This is a genomic window from Blautia sp. DFI.1.216 (genome assembly GCF_020594215.1).
Taxonomy (GTDB): Bacteria; Bacillota; Clostridia; order Lachnospirales; family Lachnospiraceae; genus Blautia_A; species Blautia_A wexlerae.
The window spans coordinates 59,387-83,833 of sequence record NZ_JAJDML010000014.1 but is presented as its reverse complement, the minus strand read 5'-3'; the positions used below and the strand labels follow the sequence as shown (position 1 = coordinate 83,833).

21 protein-coding genes, 1 tRNA gene and 3 pseudogenes are annotated in these 24,447 nt (G+C 38.5%); 7 read left to right on the top strand and 18 right to left on the bottom strand.

What is annotated here, in order from left to right; translation table 11 throughout:
* Positions 1–37: 37 nt before the first annotated feature.
* Entirely contained in the window at positions 38–1,654 is a 1,617-nt protein-coding gene (locus LJE11_RS07605; protein ID WP_020993385.1) for a TOTE conflict system archaeo-eukaryotic primase domain-containing protein, read from the bottom strand.
* A gap of 169 nt (positions 1,655–1,823) precedes the next feature.
* Between LJE11_RS07605 and LJE11_RS07600 the strand changes: the two genes are divergently transcribed.
* A complete protein-coding gene (locus LJE11_RS07600) occupies positions 1,824–2,015 on the top strand; it encodes a hypothetical protein (protein ID WP_008705619.1) in 192 nt (63 codons plus the stop codon).
* A 63-nt stretch (positions 2,016–2,078) separates the two neighbouring features.
* Here LJE11_RS07600 and LJE11_RS07595 read toward each other — a convergent pair whose 3' ends face one another.
* The 4 genes from LJE11_RS07595 to LJE11_RS07580 form a co-directional block, all read right to left on the bottom strand.
* Positions 2,079–3,020 (bottom strand): Abi family protein, encoded by a 942-nt coding sequence (locus LJE11_RS07595; RefSeq protein ID WP_020993386.1) that lies wholly within the window; start codon positions 3,018–3,020, stop codon positions 2,079–2,081.
* Between the two features lie 450 nt (positions 3,021–3,470).
* On the bottom strand, positions 3,471–4,217 hold the full coding sequence (locus LJE11_RS07590; protein ID WP_008705621.1) for an N-acetyltransferase: 747 nt from the start codon (positions 4,215–4,217) through the stop codon (positions 3,471–3,473).
* A 4-nt stretch (positions 4,218–4,221) separates the two neighbouring features.
* On the bottom strand, positions 4,222–4,854 hold the full coding sequence (locus tag LJE11_RS07585; protein ID WP_008705622.1) for a GyrI-like domain-containing protein: 633 nt from the start codon (positions 4,852–4,854) through the stop codon (positions 4,222–4,224).
* A complete protein-coding gene (locus LJE11_RS07580) occupies positions 4,851–5,768 on the bottom strand; it encodes a helix-turn-helix transcriptional regulator (RefSeq protein WP_008705623.1) in 918 nt (305 codons plus the stop codon). The genes LJE11_RS07585 and LJE11_RS07580 overlap by 4 nt, the downstream gene beginning before the upstream one ends.
* Before the next feature lie 561 nt (positions 5,769–6,329).
* On the opposite strand from LJE11_RS07580, the gene LJE11_RS07575 reads away from it, so the two are divergent.
* The 3 genes from LJE11_RS07575 (at position 6,330) to LJE11_RS07565 (ending at position 8,370) form a co-directional block, all read left to right on the top strand.
* Positions 6,330–7,115: a hypothetical protein gene (locus LJE11_RS07575; RefSeq protein WP_008705627.1), complete on the top strand. Its 786-nt coding sequence runs from the start codon at positions 6,330–6,332 to the stop codon at positions 7,113–7,115.
* Positions 7,116–7,250: 135 nt separating this feature from the next.
* On the top strand, positions 7,251–8,048 hold the full coding sequence (locus LJE11_RS07570; RefSeq protein ID WP_020993387.1) for an Rpn family recombination-promoting nuclease/putative transposase: 798 nt from the start codon (positions 7,251–7,253) through the stop codon (positions 8,046–8,048).
* A 103-nt stretch (positions 8,049–8,151) separates the two neighbouring features.
* Positions 8,152–8,370, top strand: a complete 219-nt coding sequence (locus tag LJE11_RS07565) for a DUF6219 family protein (protein WP_008705630.1) — start codon at positions 8,152–8,154, stop codon at positions 8,368–8,370.
* 396 nt (positions 8,371–8,766) lie between these two features.
* Here the strand turns inward: LJE11_RS07565 and LJE11_RS07560 are convergent, their stop codons facing one another.
* The 5 genes from LJE11_RS07560 to LJE11_RS07540 all read right to left on the bottom strand — a co-directional run bounded on the left by LJE11_RS07560 (position 8,767) and on the right by LJE11_RS07540 (position 13,323).
* On the bottom strand, positions 8,767–9,639 hold the full coding sequence (locus LJE11_RS07560; RefSeq protein ID WP_118006048.1) for an ATP-binding cassette domain-containing protein: 873 nt from the start codon (positions 9,637–9,639) through the stop codon (positions 8,767–8,769).
* A gap of 3 nt (positions 9,640–9,642) precedes the next feature.
* The gene (locus LJE11_RS07555) at positions 9,643–10,299 is read right to left on the bottom strand and encodes a transporter (RefSeq protein WP_227295779.1); all 657 of its coding nucleotides are present in this window, start codon (positions 10,297–10,299) and stop codon (positions 9,643–9,645) included.
* Positions 10,296–11,366 (bottom strand): ABC transporter permease subunit, encoded by a 1,071-nt coding sequence (locus tag LJE11_RS07550; RefSeq protein WP_173679258.1) that lies wholly within the window; start codon positions 11,364–11,366, stop codon positions 10,296–10,298. Before LJE11_RS07550 ends, LJE11_RS07555 begins: the two co-directional genes overlap by 4 nt.
* 116 nt (positions 11,367–11,482) lie before the next feature.
* On the bottom strand, positions 11,483–12,661 hold the full coding sequence (locus tag LJE11_RS07545) for a sensor histidine kinase (RefSeq protein ID WP_117852275.1): 1,179 nt from the start codon (positions 12,659–12,661) through the stop codon (positions 11,483–11,485).
* Positions 12,649–13,323, bottom strand: a complete 675-nt coding sequence (locus tag LJE11_RS07540; protein WP_227295777.1) for a response regulator transcription factor — start codon at positions 13,321–13,323, stop codon at positions 12,649–12,651. The genes LJE11_RS07545 and LJE11_RS07540 overlap by 13 nt, the downstream gene beginning before the upstream one ends.
* A gap of 40 nt (positions 13,324–13,363) precedes the next feature.
* Between LJE11_RS07540 and LJE11_RS20310 the strand changes: the two are divergent.
* Positions 13,364–13,777 (top strand): annotated as a pseudogene (locus tag LJE11_RS20310) (ParM/StbA family protein); the annotation flags it as partial.
* A pseudogene (locus tag LJE11_RS07530) lies at positions 13,777–14,325 on the top strand (MobQ family relaxase); the annotation flags it as partial. The pseudogenes LJE11_RS20310 and LJE11_RS07530, both read left to right, overlap by 1 nt.
* Before the next feature lie 141 nt (positions 14,326–14,466).
* Here the strand turns inward: LJE11_RS07530 and LJE11_RS07525 are convergent.
* From LJE11_RS07525 to LJE11_RS07490, 8 genes and pseudogenes are all read right to left on the bottom strand, one after another.
* The gene (locus LJE11_RS07525) at positions 14,467–14,847 is read right to left on the bottom strand and encodes a DUF4825 domain-containing protein (RefSeq protein ID WP_008705641.1); all 381 of its coding nucleotides are present in this window, start codon (positions 14,845–14,847) and stop codon (positions 14,467–14,469) included.
* A 61-nt stretch (positions 14,848–14,908) separates the two neighbouring features.
* Complete coding sequence (locus tag LJE11_RS07520) at positions 14,909–15,325, bottom strand: YjdF family protein (protein WP_008705642.1); 417 nt, start codon at positions 15,323–15,325, stop codon at positions 14,909–14,911.
* A 273-nt stretch (positions 15,326–15,598) separates the two neighbouring features.
* Complete coding sequence (locus LJE11_RS07515; RefSeq protein WP_008705643.1) at positions 15,599–16,453, bottom strand: hypothetical protein; 855 nt, start codon at positions 16,451–16,453, stop codon at positions 15,599–15,601.
* 388 nt (positions 16,454–16,841) lie between these two features.
* Positions 16,842–17,212 (bottom strand): annotated as a pseudogene (locus LJE11_RS07510) (TnpV protein).
* Between the two features lie 31 nt (positions 17,213–17,243).
* Complete coding sequence (gene rlmD / locus LJE11_RS07505) at positions 17,244–18,881, bottom strand: 23S rRNA (uracil(1939)-C(5))-methyltransferase RlmD (RefSeq protein WP_008705647.1); 1,638 nt, start codon at positions 18,879–18,881, stop codon at positions 17,244–17,246.
* 5 nt (positions 18,882–18,886) lie between these two features.
* A complete protein-coding gene (locus tag LJE11_RS07500; protein WP_008705648.1) occupies positions 18,887–19,834 on the bottom strand; it encodes a 3'-5' exoribonuclease YhaM family protein in 948 nt (315 codons plus the stop codon).
* Positions 19,835–19,918: 84 nt separating this feature from the next.
* Complete coding sequence (locus tag LJE11_RS07495; RefSeq protein WP_020993390.1) at positions 19,919–21,184, bottom strand: S1C family serine protease; 1,266 nt, start codon at positions 21,182–21,184, stop codon at positions 19,919–19,921.
* 312 nt (positions 21,185–21,496) lie between these two features.
* Positions 21,497–21,581: transfer RNA gene (locus LJE11_RS07490), tRNA-Leu, on the bottom strand.
* Between the two features lie 479 nt (positions 21,582–22,060).
* On the opposite strand from LJE11_RS07490, the gene LJE11_RS07485 reads away from it, so the two are divergent.
* Positions 22,061–24,442 (top strand): endonuclease MutS2, encoded by a 2,382-nt coding sequence (locus tag LJE11_RS07485; protein ID WP_227295773.1) that lies wholly within the window; start codon positions 22,061–22,063, stop codon positions 24,440–24,442.
* The last annotated feature ends 5 nt before the right edge of the window (positions 24,443–24,447 follow it).

Here is a 24,447-nt window from a genome sequence, read left to right as displayed (position 1 = left end):
AAATTTTTCAATATTCTTTCAATTTAGCCTTGACTTTTTATTTGCAGGCTGTTTTTGTTTCATATTCCGGTGGTTCTTCTCTTATCTCTAAAAAATGATTCAATTCATCAACCCACTGATTAAGCAAATCTTTACTTTGCAGCAAAATGAGCGTATTTACTTTTCGCTCTGCAATAAGGTAACTACATACTACAGTCTTTCCAAATGCAGTTGCCGCACTCAGAACCCCATCTGAATGTGATAATAATTTTTCTGCTGCTAATTCCTGTTGCATTCGCAAATCACCTTTAAAAGATACTCTGATAGGTTGTCCTGTTTCTCTTTGATCTGAAACATCAACTGAAATGCCTGCTTTTTCACATTCCTGTATAATATTTTCCCGCAGTCCTCTCGGAATCTGTATATATCCATCTATATCCTTACCTAAATATACAGCACTGAAATTATAATAATTAGAATATCCCAGCCTTTTATTTTTGTAAAATTCCGGATTATCAAATGCCGCCAAACTACGAATCTGATTTTGTATTCTTGGCATAAGATTCAGAGTATCAACATAAACTCCATTGCCCAATACCATGTGAAGCTTGCCCACAACATCTGACTTACAAAACTCACATTTCTTCTTCCATGGTTTCGGTCTGACATTCTTCTCAATATTAGTAAGCATTCCTCTGACTTCTGCTAATTCTCCCTGCCATTTTGCCATGCATTGTTCAACATCTTCTATTCCCAGCTTTCTTGTTTTATTGAAAAGAGCATCCCATTGATCAGGATAAGCATTCCAATTTTCATCTACAAAAGCACTATTTCCATTTTTAAGAGCCTGCCCCTGTAATGGCAATGCAATCAAATTACCTATGCTGCTTGCCACATCCTGCGAAGGATACATTCTATCATAATAATGAAACGATTTCAGATTGATAAAAGTCGAACCCTTGTCTAACAGGAGAAATCCAAAATTCCTTGCTGTTGCCGCAGGTATTGCCTTTTTAAAGAAAATCCATACATGGGCACCTTTTCCAGATCGAGATCTCTCAACTAAAGGTCTGATACCATTAAGCTCACACATTTTTCTAAGCGCATCCACTTCTTTATGCCACTCATTATCCGTATTTGCAAAGTCCGTAACCTCTGCTCCTTTTTCGTGATTATCAAAATCAAATACAATAAATCTGCATGTACCATTTGGCAGTAAAGGATATACACCTATTACATCTGATCCATCTTCTTTTGTGCCTAACAAATGATCAATTATTTTTTTAACATCCAAACTAATCCATTTGGTATTTTCACATTCATCACACAATACCTTCTCTTTACGTTGTTTAGGGCAAAGCCGGTCATTCCAACGATTCGCACATTGTGGAAAATAGCCCCCGTTCTTTCCTCTTCTGGCATATACATCTTCTCTTCCCCAAAACATCGAAAAGAAACGCATTGCCATTTTCTCTGTAATATATGGCGGATTTACAATACGACTCCCTTGATCCAGGTCATATTCTTCTGCACTTTCTATTTTTTCTTCAAAAGGATTCACCTCTTCATATGAAATGCCTGCTTTCTTCAATTTATCTTTTAATATCTTGTTCTCATATTCAAGCAACCTAACCATTTTTCTCAATGAATCAGCATCATATGCTTCTATGTTCAAACCTTCCACCTACACTTCTTATTATTTCGTAATGTAACCTTCATTTCATGTCCCAACTTTATTTTAGTACTTGTTCCAACTATTTTCAATGCTTATTTTTCTTATTGACGCATTTCTCTGTCAATCGTATAATTAATACAAAAAAAACCCGAAAAGAGGAGGTGTTCGTATGGCTACTTCAAGTATTACTCATAATTTTGTCATATCCAATCCAAACAGCGTAAAACTTTTTATTGCAGCGATTGACGAAGCCGACCGCGACCGCACACCAAAGCAGACACTTCCCGGACGTCAGTTGACAAACCCACAAGAAATCTTATCTTTAATGTCAAAAAGGAAAAAACAAACTCTTAAATATTAAAATTCTTCAATAAAAAATCCTCTAAGACAATAGGTATTTCACTATCTCTTAGAGGATATTTCTTTACTTTAAATGATATTTGGTAATACTTTTCCAGTTTTCCGAGAAACCCATTTTATTCAATAATTCAACTTCGCTTATATGCTCTACTTCTCTGTTTACTCGGTCAATCTCTTTTATGAGCTTTCTTTTAAATTCCAGAAAATCTTTTCCAGGTAATAGATATCTAAAAGCAATCACCACAGCAAACAAATCTTGTTTTCCTTTTTCGTACTGATTACCGCTCTGTGGTAATGAAAGTTTTTTATGAAGCGGTGTATCCGCAATAGCATCTACTGTTCTGTATGTAAACAGTCGTTCCCCATAGGCACATACATTCCTATACTTAGTGAGAACAGATAGAAACTGTTCCATCTGATGCTGATTCAAAGGTTCAAAGTTTTTTGATACTTTTGATTTTAAGGACTGCGGAAACACTCGGAACATTTTTGATAAGTTTCCAAACGTAAGTACATTTGCCAAAACCCATAATGGAATTTCACCATATGTCTTGCGGTAATAGTTGATATATGTATAATCTGTGGTCGTTGTTGCTCGTTTCAAGGTCGCTATCAACTTTACGATTGTTGCATGATTTCTTTTTGTATTATTATAATTATTAGCGTCCAGGTACTGCTTCTGCTCTGCTCCATACATTTCAGTAAAATAGTATGACATCAAAGAACGCATCTGTCGCTCAATCTGCAGTAAATATTTAAAGAACAACTCTCTAAGCTCTGCATCAAACTTATACAGACTGACTATTTCTTCAAAACTTGTTCCTGCTTTATATTTTTTTGTGTTTGATATTCTAAAAAGATGTTTATATCCTCCCATAAGAGGAAAATATCCTATTTGGCGTAACATCTCTTCCGCATATTCTCTGTCTTTTATTTTTATTCCCTTTTCATCACTGATCCAGGAAACCTGGTCACTAAAAGAAGAGAATTTTTTCGGTGTCTGCATCTCATTTCTCCTTAAAACAAAAGAGGGAGAGACCCGCAGGCTCTCCCCCGCCTGTAGGCTTCTCAAGTTTCTACAGAACGATCACTGAGCTTAGTATACGTCATTTTAAATGTCCTGTCAATATGTCAAAACATTCTCAGCCATATCCGCTCAGAAGTATTCTATGCTATTTTTTCTTCTTTATTCTGTTTTTCTTCCTCCAACTCCCGGAGGACTTCTTCGCCGTACTTATCAATCATCCGTACCAGAAAATCAATACACGGGAGTTTGACAGTTAAATATAAGAAAAAATGCTCGCAGGCCTTATGGTACCTGCTATTTTTACGTCAGCTTTTCTGTTTTGTTTTATAGTATTTTTTTATTACCGGCTTCAGCTCGATAAAACCTGCCATAAATTAAGAGAGAAACATAAATTCAAATATACCTTTGTTGATGCCATGTTGTTTTCTCCTATCTTCCCACCAGCTTTAAGAATTTCTTATCATTCATCTGCTCATTCGTAACATACTCCCCATCACAAAATAGTGCATAAGTCGTGATTGGCGTTGGTACATTCTGAGCATCCTTCCTATTTTCAATCTTCACAGCTTTGAGTGGAATACCATTCTTCTGAGCGGTTTCTTCCAAGATTGGTACATACTTTGCATTAAAAGGACATTGGTTTGTATAATAAAGAACATAGCCGCTTTCATTTATATGATGGTGTTTTGCACATTCCTTGAACACCGGTGGCTCAGTTTTCTCTTCAAACGGCAGATACCATAGCTGGATTCCATTATCAGCCTCATCACAAGCTTTAAATCCTTTATATTTTAGAAACTTCGAATCGGCCAGAAATGGCTTTTTCCTTGCTGCTGCAAGAATACATAGGCCTTTCTTCCCCTTTTCTTTGCTGTCCTCAATACACTCGGAAAGTAAGTCACTTGAATATCCATGGCCTTTGAAAGATCCGGACACCCACAAACAATTAATATACATATAACCAGGTGCTTCGATTGGATTCCATGCACACTCCGCAGGTATGTACTCAATAAAGCACTTGCCGCGTTCTACGCTCTTAAGAAACACAAGACCTTCATCAAATCTATCCGCAAGCCATGCTTTTTTTGATGATACCTGAATATCTTTATTGTTGGAAATGGCGCAGCAAATGTGCTCCTTTTCAAGATTTTCTTTCGTAACTCTAATATATTCCATACCTTTAAGCCCTCCTTATCGGATGCCTGACCACAGTCTTGCGTTTCTCCGGTGCCACCCTCCGTGCATCACTCAAATAAATTTCGTGGTGCATTCTCTGATCAGTAATATCCAGTGCATATCCTTGTTCTTCCATAAATCTGTGCATCTCATCTACTGTAGCAGGCTCATCGTCATACGATCCGATATGCATACACTGTACACACAGACCTTCATCATACGAAAAGAACTCAACTTTGGAGAAATCCTGTTTCTTTTTCTCCGTAGCTTTTCTGACTGCCCAGTCAAAATCTTCCCTGCTAACAAAATCAGGCAAGCGAATAACAGAAATCCACTTGAATTCTTCCTTGCGCGCATAATCGATTCCTGACACGCCTTCTTGCCACCAGAATCCCTCTAATGGCGGCACCACATAATCGAAATATCCGTCAATCTGATGGTCTTCCTTTTTACTCATTTTTATCGTAAATGCAATTCCATACAAAAGTCCAATAGACTGCTTATATTCTCCATCTGCATCATTTGGATTACCGCTTCCCCTCACCGCTATATAATTCATTTTCGGGACTCTGACAATAGACGGTGTTCCCTTCGGCATGTAAAACTCTTTGTATTCCTTTTTATAATCAAACGTCATTTTCCTAATCCTCCATAGCTTTTTAATGTTTCTTCCGCATTCCTGCGGATAATGTCCCGTGCTTCTTTCGGCTCAAGCACCTCAGCCTTTGCTCCAAATGTCATGAGCCATGTCACAAGGTTTTCCATATCTGTATAATCCGCCGAAAAAAGCAGCCTTCCATCATCCGTCCTGGTAAAGCAATGCGGTCCAAATTCTTCAACCAACCGCCACTTTACATCCGGGGCGAAAAGGACTTTTACCTTTATCCCGCCCGGAAATATCTTCTCATTTGACAAATTCGGCATTGGTACATTTCTGCACATAAAAAACTGCTCCGATTCTGTAACGCAATCCATACGGTTCAACTTAAACAATCTGTAATCTTCACGTTCTAAACACCACCCCCATACATACCAGCTTGACCACCTAAAAACCAGATAATACGGTTCTATCCTTCGGTTGCCGTCTCCAGATGGAGCATAATACTTAAACTGTATAGTATGCCTGTTTTCTATTGCATTTTGGATTACTTCGATTTTCGGAACAAGAGAGCCTTTATACCATGAAGACAAATCAATCAACATAGAGTCTCTTTCACTGATAAACTCTGATGATCCGGTCTGGATTTTCTCCATCAACTGACCGTAGTATCGGTTTCCACTCACACTGTCAAGACTTCTCAGCCCCGCAAGGATCATCTGCATATCTTTGGATGTCAGAATCGTCCTATCCATACGATATCCGTCCATAATACTAATACCACCACCGGTCCCCTGTGCCGTCCTTATTGGAATGCCTGCTTTGCAAAGGTCTTCAATATCCCGGTTTATTGTCCTGCGGGATCCCTCAAATTTTTCTGCCAGTTCAGGAGCCGTTGTCTTTTCTTCCTGCAGTAAGATTGACAATATCCCAATAAGCCTATCTGTCTTCATAGTTTCCACACTCCATACATATCATATCTAACACAACACGACAACTATATGTCATGTTTATTATATCCACGAAAAATTTTTCTGTAAACAAAAAGCCTGCAAACATAAGGTTTTATTCCCAATGTCTGAAGACTCAATAGCATTAGTTAAATTTTCTCCCTCTCGGTTCTCAACCAATGCATTCCAAGCCATCAGATAAACCTTTATCAATGTTTCTTATTTCATTGACGCTCTTTCCGCTGGTGCTTTGTCCGAAATTGAACGAATACTCACCATTACTGTAATTCCGTACAGGCTTATCCCTCGCCTGACCGAAACCAAGCAAACTTTTTATACCCATCTGCTATCTCTTTCTTTTTGTTCCTGTCTGTGATAAAAACGATTCCATAGATATCGAAAAAAGTTCATAAAATTTTAGCAATTAAAGGCATTGGTTTTTTACTGTAAATTGCATATAATAAAAACACAGATAGAAATATCTGCGCAGCGGTTAGAGCGTCCAGTTAAAATGCTCGGTTAAAAGCGGTTAGATTGTCCAATTAAAACAATCGGTTAACAGCAATGGGTGGAGTAATCCACCCGCTACATCAGGTTGATCTGCTCACTCCTGCTGAAAGAAAAATCACAGAAAAAGAATATTGGGCACAACGCCGTGGACAGGAAAAGCTCGATGAACTGAATCAGAAAATGAAAGAAGATGGAATCACACCAAAGGAAACACGTTACCAGACAGAAAAACAATTTCTTCGTGACGCTATTGATGATGCTGCAAGCACCGCCCAATCACCAGAGGAATTTTCAAAAATCCTTGATGAAAAATATCACATCATCTTCAAGATCAGTCGAAACCGATACAGCTATCTTCACCCTGGCAGAAAAAAATATATCACTGAAAGGAATCTTGGAACCAGATACACAGAAGATTTTCTCTTGAAAGCATTTGAGGAAAACACGAAATCCCATAGAGAACAGAAAGAAGAAATTCTGGAACAGCAGGCTCCGAATACTTCCACAGATTTACCAACTGTTCCTTTCTCTGATACTTCTGCTATCTCTACACCATTCATTTTCATAAAATCAGATCTCCGGCTTGTCATAGATCTGCAAACCTGTATTAAAGCACAGCAAAGTGGAGCCTATGCTCAAAAAGTAAAGCTCACCAATTTGAAGCAGATGGCTCAGACTGTTGCCTACATACAGGAACATGGCTATGATTCTCTTGATGATTTCCATGTAGAACTCAATCAGGCATCAGACCAGACCAGTGCTCCCAGAAAATCTTTAAAAGATACTGAACAGCAACTTAAAGATGTGAATGAACAGATTGAAAAAGTAAAAGATTTATAGACTGTTATTTTTTATCGGCATTTGTCATTTCAAAATTCAGGTATTGAGGATTGCTATTTGCCATGTTAAAATAATGATATAGGAATCCATGTTTACTATATCCCATTCTAAAGGAAAGCAGGTGGTGTTTTTACAATGAATAATACAGAAGAAACACTGGATTTTGAGCAAAAACATAAAGAAGATCTACAACGCCTTAGGGGTTTTCGTCTTTTAGATGATGATTTTATGAGTAAAGTTTTTGAAGATAAGGCATGTGCGGAATTTCTACTTCAAATTATTTTGCAAAGACATGACCTTAAAGTACAATCTGTGCAGGGACAATACGATATAAAAAATTTACAGGGACGTTCTATTCGCTTGGATATATTAGCTGTTGATTCCAATAACCGCATTTATAATATAGAAATTCAAAGAAGTGATCGTGGTGCTGATGCAAAACGTGCAAGATACAATAGCAGTCTTATAGATGCCAATATAACTGAAGCTGGCGATAAATATGATGCTCTCACTGAAACCTATGTGATTTTTATTACCGAAAATGATGTATTAAAAGCCGGGCTTCCAATTTATCATGTTGACCGCATCATCCAGGAAACCGGTGAACCATTCGGTGATGAAGCTCATATTATTTATATAAATTCCCAAATCAAAGATGAAACAGAACTCGGAAAACTAATGCACGATTTTTCCTGTACCAATCCGAAAGACATGTATTATAAAATCCTTGCTGACAGAGTACGTTATTTTAAAGAAGATGAGGAAGGAGTTTTGACTATGTGCAGAGAAATGGAAAATATGCGAAAAGCTGAACGCATTGAAATTGCTAAACGTATGCTGGCCTCCGGTAAACTCACTTACGAAGATATTGCCGCTTTTACAGACCTGACCTTAGAAGAAATCGAAGCGCTGGCTGTACAAAAAACCGCATAACAAAAAGAGGAACCATCTCGCTATATACAGATGTGTTCCTCATTTCTTTATAAATAAAAGAAAAAAACTGAATCATAATAAAAAAACGCAGGAGAAATCTAAGATGAAAGCACATAAATATTGGTCACTTGGTGCATTGGCAGCAATGTTTGGAATCTTTTATGCTGGCTATAAAAATATGAAATCCGCTCATAAGTATTTTGCTTGTAGCTCTCTGTTCTGCATGATCATAGCTATCTATTCTGGGCATGAAATGATTTCTGGTAAGTCTAAAAAAAGAAAGACTCTGTTTCCGATGGAGAATAGCAAGCCGAACCTGTGAAAAGGAGACTTCGACGGTCTTACAAATGCTATGAAAAGAAGTATTCTATGCTGTTTTTTCTTCTTTATTCTATTTTTTTTCCTCCAACTCCCGGAGGACTTCTTCGCCGTACTTATCAATCATCCGTACCAGAAAATCAATGCACCGCTCAAATTCAATATTCTGTTGCATAAGCTCCTCCCGTCATTGTTTTAATCTGAGCTTATTTTACAGAACCTACCGGAAAACCACATTGAATAGAAATTGATTTTAAATTGACACAATCAATTTAAAAATATCCGCATTTTCTTGATCAGGAGTTATATCCACAGATTGGATTTTCCATTGGAAAAACTCTATCCGGTCTTTTAACAAAACAAACATAATTTACGGCGGGCAACTTGCCCGCCGTTATATTCAACTATTCGTCAAATAAATATATGCATCTTCCAAAGTGATATCATTATCCGGGACACACTTCTCATTTGGCTTTCCTTTGCTTAATACTTTCATATGAATTCCATTTTCTACATACTGCTTAGATGAAATAGAATAATTGGCTTCTAACAAACGGGCTTCTTCTGCATTTTGTACCGTACAATTCCAAACACAGCCCTTTGCATTTTCCAGCAACCCACTCACGCTTCCAGAATATAAAAAACTTCCTTTTTTCATAATGGCAAGCTGTGTACAGGTTGCTGCTAAATCTTCTACTACATGAGTGGAAAACAGTACAGTTCTATCCTTTGAAAAATCAACCAAAAGATTGCGGATCCTGATTCTTTCTTCCGGATCTAACCCGGTGGTAGGTTCATCAATAATCAAAAAATCCGGATTATTAAGAAGTGCCTGTATGAGTCCGACACGTCTCTTCATACCACCAGATAATTGCCGCATTTTTTTATTCTGATGCTCTGTAAGAGAAGTCTTTTCCAAATAATAGGTAATTCTTTGTTTGAGGTCATTTGTGGATACTCCTGATAGTCCACCCATATATACAAGGCATTCTTTCACCGTAAGATTCGGATATAAGTCGATTTCCTGTGGAAGATAACCAATCTTTTTCTGTATTTTTTCATAATTTCCCTCGTTATACAGAATTCCATCAAGCGAAACCAATCCTTCCGTTTGTTTTAAAACGGTTGTAAGAACCCTCATCAGCGTGGTTTTTCCCGCACCATTCTCTCCCAAAAGTCCGTAAATTCCCTTAGGTATTTCAAGAGATGCCTTATTTACTGCAACCACACCATTTTTAAATCTAACTGTTAAATCATTTATTCTAATACTCATAATCTATCCTCTTTTCTTTAAAGCCATTGGTAATACTGCAAATAAAAACAGCCCCGCTATAAAAGACACAAGCGTTCCATAAATCCAACTCTCGGACATTAATTGAGTAGGTTCACAAAAGCTGAAAGAAAACAATCCCAGATTTCCGAAAAATGAACTTCCCGCTTTTGATATAAGTCCAATGACAATTCCAAATAAACCTCCAATACCTGCCCACATATTTCGAAGCAATGTACACAAAATCACAGAGCATATACTCCAAAGCCAGATAGTTCCAAACATTGCAATGAAATATAAAAGAAATATCTGAATACCCGAAATGCCTTCGTTTACACTGCCCGGTTTTTGCCAGAAAAATAAAACATATCCAACACAGGAAAGTATTAATAAATATAATATTTGAACGCACACTCTCTTTGATATTACTTTTAACTGCTTTTTTTGATCATACAAATGAAATACATCGGCACGCTTACTTTTTACTTCCATCAAATATGTGTCACTACAAAAAATAATTGTTAAAAACGCTATTGGCGACTGAATCGCTGAACCGATTTCTTCATAGTATATAATCGGATGAATAGCACACAATATCAGTATAAATGCACATGAATAAAAAATCTTATATAACGACAGGCAGTTTTTGAGTTCCGTTTTCAATAAACCCTCCTCCTTTTCCAGATTGTAACAGAAATACATACTAATATAACAGATGAGATCACAAGCATAATCTGATTTATATTTGACATTTTGGCTACATGTGTTTCAAAAAATCTGCCAGGGAATCGCACCATAATAGAGAACGGTCTCATATAATAAATATCATTCTTCATGGTCAGCATATTTGAATATATAATGTGTAAAAACAAGATTGGTGCTGCCGGAAGCGGATTTTTAAATATTACTGCTGTAATTGTATAGACACAACATATCATCAAAAGATTCGGAACAATATAGATCAGAGAATTCACGCAAAAATCAATTGGTGTTACTGGAAAGCCCGATTCTAAAGACGTTTTCAAACACAGCATAAAGAATATAACATTCAAAATCACTAATATTCCCAGCATACTAATGAATCCGCTTATTACTTTCCCACATATATATTGGATTGCCGTAACAGGCTTTGTATGTAATAATTCATAGGTACTTTTTCGTGTATCCTGAATAAATAAAAATGATAGCAAGACTGTTGCAAAAAAGGCCATATGCAATCCTGCAAAATCCGTAAATTTTTTTGCAAAGTACCAGGAAAAAGAATGTTCGGATAATTTCCGCTCGATATAATGATTGATTTCTTCTGCTGTCCCCTTATGAATTTCAAGGTCCTCATAAGCATATATTGCATTATAATAGCCATATTGGGATTCCAAAAACTCAGCAGCAGTCTTTACATCCATATTCTGAATTTCTTTCATTACATGATCTGCTTCCTGCCTGCTAAATCCAAAACCATTTTTGGAGGTGTCCATTAACGTCTCTTTGATCGTATCTTCCCACTCCCTTCTTCTTTCTTTATCATCAGATGTGGGAATGTACCCATCCATGACATCAGCATCTTCCAATGCTACGTCATTTTGTGTGATCTGTTCATTCTGTTTGATATAATGAATTTGCAAATACGATGACAGACATTGATACATACTGGCAACTATAATAATCAAGCCAATCCACAAAACAGGGTTCTTTAAATAATCAAGTATACTTCTTTTTATGATTGTTTTCATTGTATCTCTTCCTTTCTTTATTTCTTTAACAACATCATACAAATCAATTCTCAATAAATTCACAACAAAAAAGACTAAAACCACTTTATTTGTGATTTCAGCCTTATAAAGTATTTTTATTCAGCTTTGAAAAGAGCTTCTACATGAGCACCGCCTTGTCTGGCATTATATATTTTCAAATTTCCTCCATGCTTTTCACAGAAAATACGAGAAATATACATACCAAGGCCAAAATGCTTTAAATCATCTTGTGGATTCTTATGATAAAATGGTTCTGTTACTTTTTCCTCAGTATCCACAAATCCTATTCCATCATCTTCAACAGAAATTATAAGAAAACCATCCTTTTTCTTTATCTGCAAAGCAATACTTTTTTGTGCATATCGAACCGCATTTTCCAGTAAGTTGTCTGTCACTTCCATGACAAGTTCCTCATCCACTTTCACAATGTTTTGTTCCTGCACTCTTTCTACCTTACATAATTTACTTTCCTTCTTGGACAGCATGGCAGCTTCTGCCTCAATCTTTTTTGCCAGTTCCGATAATTCTATCTCTGAGCATTGCAGTTCCCTCTGTTCTAAATGGGACATTTTTCTCATGTTTTCCGTGAAATGCTCTATACGGTCAATCTGATACATGCCTGTTTGTAAGATATCAATAACATCCTCTGTTTTTATACTCTCAGCAGAAACAAACTCTAAGAGCATTTCCTGATACCCACGCAATATGGAAAGTGGAGAACGTATATCATGTGCAATTGCATTCCGCAAAGCCTTCTCGTCATCAATCATTCGCCACATCTTTCTGTTGTTATCTGCTAAATCACTTCGCATCATTTCAAATTCTTTACACAAAGTTCCCATCTCATCTTTATTTTCATAGGACACATGAAAATCCAGTTCATTATCTGCAATCATTTGTGAGGCATCTTTTAGTTCCTGTAGAGGTGTCTTTAACTTATTTTTATAAAAAAAGAATACCGCAACAACACTCCCAACAATCGAAAAAATCAGTACCGAATATGTTTCCATAAAGTCACACATTTCCGAAAGATGATAGTCCAAACGATTCATCTGCGATTGATTAGGTCTTGATATCTCAATCTCGTATTTCTTTCCATATTGCTGAAACACGTCCGTATAATCTGCATAATCAATATATTTTTCCCATATTTTATTCTGCATATTTCTTGCAAAATGAACTGTAAATCCAGATAACAGAAATGCTGCCGTTAAGCTGATCACAAAATAAAGCAGAATTGTTTTTTTCAGTGACAAGTTTCTTATTTTTTCCATCGGTATCCAATCCCCCATACAGTTTCTATGTATTCTTTTTCTGAATAATCCGCTATTTTTTTCCTTATACGCCGTACTAATTCCGTTATCGTTCTACTGTCCCCTTCCGCATCATATCCACAGACTTGTGCATATATACGTTCTTTATCAAACACCTGCCCTGGATGCATGGATAAGAATTCAATAATCTGATATTCAATTTTTGTGAACTCCATCCTGTGTCCAGCTATAGCTACTATTTTTTCAGAATAATCAATCAGCATTTCATCCATGAAACGGTATTCCGTTTTTTGTTGATGCCTTTCTTCTCTCTTTATGTTTGTGACAATCCTTGCTTCCAACTCCCGAAGACTAAATGGTTTCGTAATATAATCATCCCCACCTGAAAGCAACCCATTAATTTTATCATCTTCGTCAACTCTTGCTGTCAGAAATAAAATTGGATATAACACTTTACTGCGTATCAGACGACATACTTCAATCCCATCCATGCGTGGCATATTGATATCCAACAAAATAATATCCGGTTTCATTTTTATTTTATTTAATGCTTCCATTCCATCTTTAGCCGTAATGGTTTCATATTGTTTCATATTAAAATAACTACAAAGCATTTTCACCAATTCTTTATCATCATCAACAACTAAAATCTTGTATTTCATCCAAACCACCTCCAATATCCATATTATACGATAAAAAACAATGAAATCACAACAAGAGTACATGAAGAACGTAAGCACAATATATCTTTTTTCTCAATTCCTGCTCAATTTCCCCTCAATGTCTTTTACCTCCGATCTTCGTATGCTTATCTCACAGCAGAGCAGTACCACAACGGTACGACCTGCTGAATCAATCAATACGAAAACGGAGGTATTTTTTATGCAAGAACTCAGAAACACAAAAATCATCGCTGTAGATCATGGCTATGGCAATATGAAAACAGCAAACACCGTCACGCCAACCGGAATCAAAGCCTATGAAACAGAACCAATCTTCACCGGGAATATTCTGGAATATAACGGCATTTACTACCGGATCGGCAAAGGACACAAAGAATTTATCCCGGATAAAGCTATGGACGAAGAATATTATCTTCTGACACTAATGGCTATGTAAAAAAAGAGAAAGCCAGTATTTTTAATCCCATCCAGCATATAAAATTGAATCAGCAGCTTACCACTGTTACCGAAGAAATTGAAGAACTGAAATCAAGGAAAGAGCAGCTAATCTTCCAGGCAGAATGCTCTACCGATAAAGATATGACGAATCTATCCAAGAAATACGACCAGATGAATAACAATCTTGATATCCTAGATTCTCAGGACATCTCGCTCAAAAAACAGCTTGAAAAAGATGCTGCCGCTTTCCGGGAAGACAAATTTCGTCCTGAACCTGAACAGTATACAGAATTGCTGGACACCAGAATCCAGATACGTCCTGATTTTCGGGATAAGCTGATCGAACAGCTCAAAGGTACTTTCGGTAAATATTATGACTATCACCGACGTGATATTGCAGCCAATGAGGTGGATTATCTCAATGCGGAAGATCCTGATGTTTTCTCTCATCGTGCATGGGAACTTGAATATCAGAGAAAACAAGAAATGCGGCGAAATCAGCCTGCTCGAACTAAGAAAAAGTCATATGATATGGAATTGTAACCGTCTTTGAATAGATAATATGTTCTTACAAATCTCTTGTTCAAAAATGAGTTTTTCCCAAAAAAGCGTATGGATTTAAAACTTCCATACGCCTTTTTATATTCTACTCTTCAAATTATCTAAAAGTTGACTAAAAATATATCACCGTTCATACGATGCAATAATTTCTTTGCTATCTGCTGTTTTATAATCAATTGTTCCCAAATTACCAATCAAGTCAAATGTCATATCTGCATTAACCTGCAATTCATCTTCAAGTTTGGCTGCAGACGGCTCATCTTTTAGAAAAACTGTTAATCCATAAGGCTCTGTTTCAGACTGTATCTCTATACTGTCATATGAGTATCCCGCCGGATACTCTTGACCACTTACAATATTTATAACATTTGAAGAATCTCCTACATAATCTGTCTTATACTGCGATAAATCAGGAATTTCGTACAGTTTTTCTTTTTTTCCACACGCCGAAATCAACATTATTGACATGGCGATTAACATAATTGCAAGTACTTTTTTCTTCATAGAAACACCTCCCGAAAGCTTTATTCAACACTTTTCGATTTGAGTAAAAGGCTAAGGGACTTTAATGTCCCTTATGCTTTTCTCTTTTCTTTCGCTGTTTCAGTTCAAACATTCGCTGCTCTTCTGCCTCTTTTTTCTTGCGTCTTTTCTCTTTGCGTTCCTGCTTGTTCTGTTCCTGTTGTAATTTCAACGCCTGTTGCGATTTTGTACCAATGCCTATTTCCAGCATCTGCTTCTTTGCTTCCCGCTGCATCCGTTTCGGATTTCTTTTGATATCCTTTACAACAGTTTCAACAACCGGACTGAATTTCAAACTGAAATAGCACTTTTGAATATATTCCTGTACTTCATAATCTTTTGGCTCTGCACCAAATGTTACCTTTGCCACAGATAGTTTACCATCTTCGATGCGTTCAAAGATTCCCACCCAAAACGGCTCTTCAAAAAATACTGTCAGCTTTCCATTTACTTTGTCCATAAGAATCCCTCCTAAAAATGATTGAACAAAGAATGGACAACCCGGAGGGGCAGGTTACTTACCCTATTTATATAGGACGGCCGGGCTACCTACCGGCTCTGGTACATCAAAGATGTACGTTGCGTTTTTATCTTTGCTTTTATAATCAAGCCATATGGCACGATTAACTTAATTCTGAAACTTCTAAGTTACTTTTTATGCTAAATAGCGAAACCATCACCTTTTGAGAAAAGGTTTATACTCCACTTAGGGAGATATCATTTAACTCACCATTTAAAAATCAATATCGGTATACTTATTTTTCAACTTGTAAAATGCTATTATTACGCTTGTATAATATTGCATCATCCAATCATACCATATTTCTTTGCTATAATCGTTCTTTTGATCTGCACGATTATGGCGAATATTATAACCATTAACTATACCAAAAATCAACTTATCATGTTCATTTTTAGGAACTTCATACTCAGCATTTAAAGTATCTTTTACTTCTTCACGTTCACTTTCCAAAATATCGGCAAGAATATTAATAGCTTTCTTTTTCTGTTCCAAATTGGCATCAAAACGATAATACATTTCTGTGGCTGTTGCTAATTGCTCATATACTGAATCGGGTAAATCAGAACCGTCATATTCTAACTGTTCACGCAACGCACCGTTAGGTATTTGCATTATAAATCCATTTGTCGGTTCAAGATAATATCCCTCTTTATATGCACGTAAGATATTATTAATTTGTTCAGCAAATTCTTCCTTTTGTGCTTCATTTTCAAACTGATCTATTTCATAGTTATAAACACCAATATGGTCGTATAAAATCTCAATCACTGAAAACAATGTCTGCTCATCATATTCTTCAAGATATTGCCAAATTGGCCAAACCTCTTTATCCTGTAAGCATGTTGCAAAATACACTTCCGGTGATGGCAACAAACTTGGTGGTAAAATCTGCTCCGAATCCTGCGTATAAGGAATTTGCCTCCACACTCCTCTTGTAGCCACTTCAAAATACTCTTTATCACAAAAATATTTATATACCTGTCCGAAATACTGTAATAACTCATCAAAATCTATCTGTAGTTGCTTTGTAAGTAAACCATGTCTTTCTGCGTAATATTTTTTCATATTTTTCTGTTCTCCTTATGTCAACTAAAAATTGCCTTGTTCATTTTTAATACTATTTTCCATTAATCTAATCAAATCATCAATGAATGCATTACAGATTTCCCCAAAGTCATAAGTCTTATATTCGCAGGCAAATTGATTTGCAATTACATTTCTTAATTCATCAACTTTCCTCATTTCTGTCCGTTCAATCTAATAGTATTATTTTACCATATCACTTGTTTTTTTACCATCTTCAAAAGAGCAATAGCAAAAAAGCTGATCAAGAATCATAACCTTCCAATATTTTCTCTCTCTGCATCTGTTCCATGTAAATAGATTGCTTTCCGGCACGCGAAAAAATTGTTTGTAGAAACGGTAAAAAGCTCCCGAAGGAGCTTTCCACGCTTTAAATATACACTAATTCTTTTAACACAATCTCTTCTGCTACATTTCGGATATTATTTACAGCCCTGACCCATTCCATCTGGTCACAAGCTTTCATTTCTTCCGTAATGCCTTCCTTTTCCATCATCTGACGCACTAGAATGTCCATTCTCTCCTGTGCTTCATCGTCCACAGCATTCAGATGTTCTGTCAATCTGTCTTCCAACATATACAGTGAATACATTGCCGGACGATACTCTTTCAGATATGTTTTCCGCATCATTCCATATTTCCCATAATGCGGTTCTTCATCTGTACTGACAAGATTCGGATAGTAAATTCCGTCTGCGCCAAGTGTGTAGGTTCCACCCATTTTTCAAATGTACTTTTCATGTGTTATTCCTCCTTGAAATCAGCGATGTCCTTAGATCATCGCATAATATTTCAGGGCAGCCTTGATAGCATCTTCTTTCTCTTTCGGGCATTGTGGAACTCTTGCATTTTCTGATTTTGGAAGATTATAGTTTTCTCCCACTTCAATTCCACATTTGCGTTTTACCTGAGAAATATATAAACTTGAAACCTTCAAGCCAGATTCTTTCAGCACATAATCCTTGATTTCCTGATAGGTTGCTTTCAACTCGGCACTGGTGGCATCCAGCTCATCCAGGTCTAAGTCGATCTCTATCGTGTCATCTGGCTTCTGTTGGGACAAAAGAACAACCGTCTCCACATGAACAGTCATCCCAAATTGATCAACCGGGCATACTTTTCTAAGCTCATATCCCCTCTCACACAGATACTTCAGATCCCTTGCCAACGTCGCACTGTCGCAACTTACATACACAATCCTATCCGGGTTCATCTCGACCATGGTCTCCAGCAGGGTTTCATCACAGCCTTTTCTTGGCGGATCTACGACGATGACATCTGCATAAACGCCATTTTTCTTATACTCTCTTGGCAGCACTTCTTCTGCTTTTCCCACAAAGAACTCTGTATTCTCCAGGCCATTAAGTTTCGCATTTTCTTTCGCATTCTCTATAGCTGCAGGAACAATTTCCACACCGCGGACAAATTTTGCTTTCTGTGCCAGGAACAGGGAAATGGTTCCGATCCCACAGTAGAGATCCCATACTGTTTCCTGACCGTGAAGATCTGCGTATTCCAGTGCCTTTGCATAAAGCTTCTGGGTCTGCATAGGATTTACCTGATAGAAAGACAGAGGAGAAATCTGATAGGAAATATCTCCGATCCTGTCTGTGATATATTCCTGACCCCAGAGCAGACGGATTTCCTCACCAAGGATTACATTACTGTGTTTCTTATTTACATTGATGGTGATGCTTGTCATTCCCGGAATCTCACACAGAGATTTTACAAGCTGTTCCTCTTTCGGAATCTTATTTCCGTTCAGGATCAGACAGACCATCACTTCTTTTGTGAAATATCCGTAACGGATCAGGACATGGCGCACCAGCCCTTTGCCTGTTGCTTCATTATATGGTTCAATCCCGTATTTCTCCATATGTGCGATCACACGGTCCAGAACTTCTTTATTCTCAGCTACACCAAGTGCACAGTCACGGTTTTCGATAATATTGTGGGTTCTTCCCGCATAGAAACCTGTAACGATTTTTCCCTCTTTATTTCTGCCTACAGGAAACTGTGCCTTATTTCTGTAATGAAAAAGTTCATCCATGCCAATGATCGGCTCCATGGGGATATCTGTAAAGCCACCGATACGTTCCAGATGTCCCTTCACCTTATTTGTCTTAAATACAAGCTGTTGGTCATAGGAAAGTGCCTGAAGCTGGCATCCGCCACACTGACGGGCAAATTCGCACTTGGGCTCAACTCTGTACGGAGATGGCTTCAGCACCTCCATAAGACGGCCGTAACCATAATTTTTCTTTGCCTTGATAATTTTGGCTGTTACTGTATCTCCGATCACTGCGTCCTTGACAAAAACGGTGAAGCCATCGGCTTTTCCGATACCTTCACCGTCAATTCCGCAATCTTCTATCTCTAACGTAACAAGATCGTTCTTACGAAATTCCATAAAGATTACACCTCATCTGTTCTTCTTAAGTTGGATTCAAACAATTTATTATATCCAAGCCACTCTTTTTTACTCTTGTTTGCTGCAAAAATCTCTGTGATGGTTTCCATTCTTGCATCTGTATTATCTGCAAGATTGAGGGCTACGGCCTCCACCAGTGCAGGTTTTTTCGGGGAACCATATTCAAGCTCTCCGTGATGTGACAGAATACAGTGGATCAGTTCATTCTTAAGCACCTCCGGAAATTCCGGTATCTGGTGTGCAAGATCATTGATCATCTGTGCTCCCATATAAATATGTCCCAGAAGCTGGCCTTCATCTGTATAATCATTTAACGGAAATGCAGATAATTCTTTTGTCTTTCCGATATCATGAAGAAGTGATGCTGTGATCAGTAAATCCCTGTTGATGACCGGGTATGCCTTTGACATATAATCGCAGAGTCTGGTCACTCCCAGAGTATGTTCCATCAGACCGCCGATAAATCCGTGATGTACTGTCTTCGCAGCAGAATGTCCTTCAAACGCTTTCACAAAAGCTTCATCTTCCACAAATAATTTCTTCAGAAGTGCAGACAGATAAGTATTCTCCACACTGTCAATAAATGCTCTCAGCTGGCTGTACATATCATCTGTGCTGTTCTCACTTACAGGAAGATAATCTGCAGGATCATACTCATCTTCAGCAGCCTTGCGCACACGCTTGATATTCAGCTGCATAGCCCCTGCAAAGCTGGTCACATCTCCCACAACATCTATATAATCCAGTGCATCAAAATCATCAATTCCAAGAGAATTCGGATCCCAGATCTTGCCATCCATGATTCCGGTTTTATCCTGGAGGATAATATTCTCATAGGGTTTTCCATTCTTCGTTACCGCAGACTGTTTCTGCTTGCACAGATAAATCCCATTAATTCTGTCTCCCTCATGTAACTCATTTAAAAAACGCATAAAGCCTGCCTCTCTATCCTTTATTTTTAGTATTATAACAATTCCACAAGAAAGAATCCCGCTTGTAGGATTCTCTGCCTGTCACTATCTCTCTCCAACTGTTATCTTATAATCTTTCTCCGCATACTCACCATCGGAATTTTTGCGAAGAACCGTTATGGTAAGATTTTCTCCCTGCTTTTTTGTCTGAAGATATGTATAGTAAGACTGCATACTCTCTGTGGGAGTTCCATCAATCTTACTTATGATATCTCCACACTGTATCCCTGCCTTCATCGCAGGAGATTCTTCTTGTGTACGCTCCACGTAAAGTCCCTGATCAATTCCCAGTTTTCTACATTGTGCCTGAGTTATCTCTGTTCCATAAATACCTGTATATCTGATTGTCTCTTTGTTAGCCAGATGTTCTACCAACGGAAGAATCTGCGAAATGGAAACTGCATGAATATTATCTCCATCGTTTTCATTCTTCTTCAGTATCATACCTGCCACATTTCCGTCAGAATCAAGCAGCACACCACTTCCATCTTCATTCCCCTGCACATCTGTAGCCAACACATTATACTCCGTATCCGCTACCGATAGTTTTTCAGAAACAGAAGTGATCATTCCATAAACCACCGCATCACTGTCACCGGCAGGACTTCCGATAGCAATTACTATATCGCTCTGTCCCAGTTTCTTTGTGTCTGTCAGATCAGATACCACGATACCTTCTCTTGTACTGTCATTGAGAAGATTTTTTCTCACAGTTGCAACTGCAAATCCGGAATCTGCATCTCCCCTGCATATCTCTCCCTGCACTGTCGAACCATCTGCAAAAGTCACCTGCAGTTCCTGCAGATTTTCCAGTTCTTCCTCATAGGTCAGGATATAAAATTGCGTCTCTGTTTCAAGAAAGACAAGACCTTCCGTATCTTCCTGCTGAAAATAAGAATTATTCAGCAAATCCTCATCCTTTGAAATTCCTCTCACGTTTACAAGAGATTTTCGGGATTTTTGGGAAACCTTCAGCACTTCCCTATACATCTCCTGACGCATTGCCAGAAGACTCTTCTCCTCTTTTTCAGAAACTGAAGCGACAGATTCCCTCTCTGTTGCCTGTTCTTCAGATATCGTCTCCGCTACATCCGATCCTGTCAGTTCGATTTTCTGCTGTGTATTCTCTTCTCTATCCGCCATAACCGGAAACACACTGGCAAAGGTTACGGCTGCGCAACCTCCAAACAAAACGCCACATCCTGCTATCATAAGCAGCCTGCGCAACAGACTGCCATTCTCTTTTGGCTGTTTTTTTACCGTTTCTTTTATAAACTGATATTCCTGTGTGTCCATTTTGTTTTTTTTCATACCTGATTCTCCTGCCGCACTCCATTCAGGATAACTGCCCAGTGTCATACAAAACAGCAATCTGCCAAACAGTTACCATTCAGGTTCAATATCGCTTGTATTCAAACAAATTATATCGTAACAATCTACACATTATTTTAACAAAAAGATATGAATTTTTTATGAATATACTATAAGTAATTTCCCACAGTACAAAAAAGAAGCTCCTACTGAAACACTTATCGTATCAGCGAAACACTGCAACTCAGGTTATTATGATGACACAAAAAAACGGCTTAAATGCACATATAATAGCATTCAAACCGTTTCTTATGCGGAAGATGGGACTTGAACCCACACGAGCGCAATGCTCACAAGATCCTTAGTCTTGCTCGTCTGCCAGTTCCGACACTTCCGCATATCGCATTTCTGTTATAAGTTTTACTTATTGTTGCGACAATTGGTACTATACCAAAAACTATATAAACTGTCAATAGCTTTTTTGAATTTTTTTTATTTTTTTGTAAAAACTATCATTTTTATGTATTTCTATCCTTTTTGCTTTCCATAGATTCCAAAATCATATATAATAGGAAAAGTATTTGTAACTGCTTATTTCACAGTAAGTTACTGTTCACTCCGTTCACAGTAACTTAGCCAAAATTCATTCCAGATTGCCTGCGGCAATGGAATTTTGGCTTGTATGTCTCGGGATTTTGGCATATTCATGCCAAAACACCTCGCGGGATAGTGATGTGTGAACAGTAACCACCGTTACACAGTTACAATTATTTTTTAGAATTGCTATAATCCCGGAGTACATTTCCATAACAGAAAATGCTATAATATCAGGGACAGCAAATTATAAAGATATCTATCAGGAGATTTAAACAGACAATGAATCAGAAAGCATATAAAGCACTTGAATATTATAAAATCATCAATATGCTGACAGACAAGGCTTCCTCTTCCATGGGAAAAGAAATCTGCCGGAAGCTGGAGCCATCCACAGATATTGATGAAATCCGACATATGCAGACTCAGACCAGAGATGCACTTACCCGTCTTTTCCAGAAAGGAAATATTTCCTTTGGCAGCGTCAAAGATGTGCGTGGTTCTCTGAAACGTCTGGAAATCGGAAGTTCTCTGGGGATTGGTGAACTTCTTGCCATCTGCAGCCTTCTTGAGAACACCAATCGTGTCAAAGCTTATTCCAGAAGTGAGCGCGGTGATTCTCTCCCGGACTCTCTGGACGGGATGTTCGAGGCACTGGAACCACTGACTCCTCTTACAACAGAGATCCGCAGATGCATCCTCTCAGAAGATGAGATCAGTGATGATGCAAGCAGCAACCTCCGCCAGATTCGAAGAAACATGAAGATTACCGGAGACAGGATCCATACACAGCTCTCCTCTCTTGTAAACGGAAGTGCCCGCAATTATCTGCAGGATTCCGTTATTACCATGAGAAACGGACGCTACTGCATTCCGGTCAAGGCAGAATACAAAGGACAGGTTCCGGGTATGGTACACGATCAGTCCTCCACAGGTTCTACTTTATTTATCGAACCTATGGCAATCGTAAAACTAAATAATGACATCCGCGAGCTGGAACTGGAAGAACAAAAAGAGATTGAAGTGATCCTTTCCACTCTGAGCCAGCAAACTGCAGAACAGACCGACTCTATCCGCGCAGATCTTAATATCATGGTACAGCTTGACGTTATTTTTGCCAGAGCATCCCTTGCCATGGATATGAATGCAACAGAACCAATCTTCAATGATGAAGGACGCATCCGTCTGAAACAGGCACGCCACCCTCTCATTGATAAGAAGAAAGCTGTTCCCATTGATATCCGTCTCGGCGATGATTTCGACTTGCTTGTTATCACCGGTCCGAACACCGGTGGTAAAACTGTATCTTTAAAGACTGTCGGACTTCTCACTCTCATGGGCCAGTCCGGTCTTCATATTCCCACACTGGACCGCTCAGAGCTTGCACTGTTTGAAGAAGTTTATGCTGATATCGGTGATGAACAGAGTATTGAACAGTCATTAAGTACATTCTCCTCACATATGACCAACGTGGTTTCTTTCCTGAAAAAGGCCAACCGTCACTCTCTTGTCCTTTTCGATGAGCTTGGTGCAGGTACAGATCCGACAGAGGGTGCTGCCCTTGCCATTGCGATCCTTTCCCATCTTCATGAACAGGGAATCCGCACTATGGCAACCACCCATTACAGTGAGCTGAAGGTATATGCACTCTCCACCTCAGGTGTAGAAAATGCCTGCTGCGAATTTGACGTGGAAACGCTCCGCCCGACCTACCGCCTGCTGATCGGTGTTCCCGGGAAAAGTAATGCATTCGCCATTTCTTCCAAGCTTGGACTTCCGGACTATATCATCGATAAGGCCAAAGAACAGATCAGTGAACAGGATGAATCTTTCGAAGATGTTCTCAGTTCCCTGGAAAGCAGCCGTATAACTATTGAAAATGAACGCCGCGAGATTGAACAGTATAAACAGGAAATTGCCTCTCTGAAATCCGAAATGGAATCCAAGCAGGAGAAGTTGAACGAGCAGCGAGACCGCATCATCCGTCAGGCCAATGAGGAAGCTCATGCAGTTCTCTGCGAAGCCAAGGAATATGCAGACCAGACTATGAAGATGTTCCACAAATTCCAGAAAGACCATGTGGATCTCTCTGCTGTGGAAAAAGAACGCCAGAATCTGCGCAAACATATGAATAAAGCAGAGAAAGGCATGACTCAGAAAACTGCTGCAAAGAAACCGAAGAAGGAACTCACAGCCAAAGATATCTCCCTCGGCGATGCAGTTAAGGTTCTCAGCATGAATCTGAAAGGTACTGTCAGCAGCCGTCCGGACAACAAAGGTTTCCTCTTCGTGCAGATGGGTATCATCCGTTCCAAGGTTCACATCTCTGATCTGGAACTGATCGATGAAGCAGAGATCACCACCCCAACCATGCAGCGTACAGGTGCAGGTAAAATCCGCATGTCAAAAGCAGCCCATGTATCCACAGAGATCAACCTGCTTGGCAAAACGGTAGATGAAGCAGTTGCAGAGCTTGACAAATATCTGGATGATGCTTATATCGCTCATCTGAAATCTGTCCGTATTGTTCATGGTAAAGGAACCGGTGCTCTAAGAAAAGGTGTACACAATTATCTGAAGCGCCAGAAGCATGTGGAATCCTTCCGCCTTGGAGAATTCGGCGAAGGAGATGCAGGTGTTACTATTGTAGAATTTAAGAAATAGGAGGG

Excerpts from the sequence above, each read along its gene's own strand:
- LJE11_RS07515 (WP_008705643.1), bottom strand. The coding sequence starts at position 16,453 with ATGAAAAAATATTACGCAGAAAGACATGGTTTACTTACAAAGCAACTA.
- LJE11_RS07485 (WP_227295773.1), top strand. The coding sequence starts at position 22,061 with ATGAATCAGAAAGCATATAAAGCACTTGAATATTATAAAATCATCAAT.
- LJE11_RS07500 (WP_008705648.1), bottom strand. The coding sequence starts at position 19,834 with ATGCGTTTTTTAAATGAGTTACATGAGGGAGACAGAATTAATGGGATT.
- LJE11_RS07495 (WP_020993390.1), bottom strand. The coding sequence starts at position 21,184 with ATGAAAAAAAACAAAATGGACACACAGGAATATCAGTTTATAAAAGAA.
- LJE11_RS07560 (WP_118006048.1), bottom strand. The coding sequence starts at position 9,639 with ATGAGTATTAGAATAAATGATTTAACAGTTAGATTTAAAAATGGTGTG.
- LJE11_RS07520 (WP_008705642.1), bottom strand. The coding sequence starts at position 15,325 with ATGGACAAAGTAAATGGAAAGCTGACAGTATTTTTTGAAGAGCCGTTT.
- LJE11_RS07580 (WP_008705623.1), bottom strand. The coding sequence starts at position 5,768 with ATGAAGACAGATAGGCTTATTGGGATATTGTCAATCTTACTGCAGGAA.
- LJE11_RS07540 (WP_227295777.1), bottom strand. The coding sequence starts at position 13,323 with ATGAAATACAAGATTTTAGTTGTTGATGATGATAAAGAATTGGTGAAA.
- LJE11_RS07565 (WP_008705630.1), top strand. The coding sequence starts at position 8,152 with ATGAAAGCACATAAATATTGGTCACTTGGTGCATTGGCAGCAATGTTT.
- LJE11_RS07600 (WP_008705619.1), top strand. The coding sequence starts at position 1,824 with ATGGCTACTTCAAGTATTACTCATAATTTTGTCATATCCAATCCAAAC.
- LJE11_RS07545 (WP_117852275.1), bottom strand. The coding sequence starts at position 12,661 with ATGGAAAAAATAAGAAACTTGTCACTGAAAAAAACAATTCTGCTTTAT.
- LJE11_RS07575 (WP_008705627.1), top strand. The coding sequence starts at position 6,330 with ATGGGTGGAGTAATCCACCCGCTACATCAGGTTGATCTGCTCACTCCT.
- rlmD (WP_008705647.1), bottom strand. The coding sequence starts at position 18,881 with ATGGAATTTCGTAAGAACGATCTTGTTACGTTAGAGATAGAAGATTGC.
- LJE11_RS07550 (WP_173679258.1), bottom strand. The coding sequence starts at position 11,366 with ATGAAAACAATCATAAAAAGAAGTATACTTGATTATTTAAAGAACCCT.
- LJE11_RS07525 (WP_008705641.1), bottom strand. The coding sequence starts at position 14,847 with ATGAAGAAAAAAGTACTTGCAATTATGTTAATCGCCATGTCAATAATG.
- LJE11_RS07590 (WP_008705621.1), bottom strand. The coding sequence starts at position 4,217 with ATGGAATATATTAGAGTTACGAAAGAAAATCTTGAAAAGGAGCACATT.
- LJE11_RS07595 (WP_020993386.1), bottom strand. The coding sequence starts at position 3,020 with ATGCAGACACCGAAAAAATTCTCTTCTTTTAGTGACCAGGTTTCCTGG.
- LJE11_RS07570 (WP_020993387.1), top strand. The coding sequence starts at position 7,251 with ATGAATAATACAGAAGAAACACTGGATTTTGAGCAAAAACATAAAGAA.
- LJE11_RS07585 (WP_008705622.1), bottom strand. The coding sequence starts at position 4,854 with ATGACGTTTGATTATAAAAAGGAATACAAAGAGTTTTACATGCCGAAG.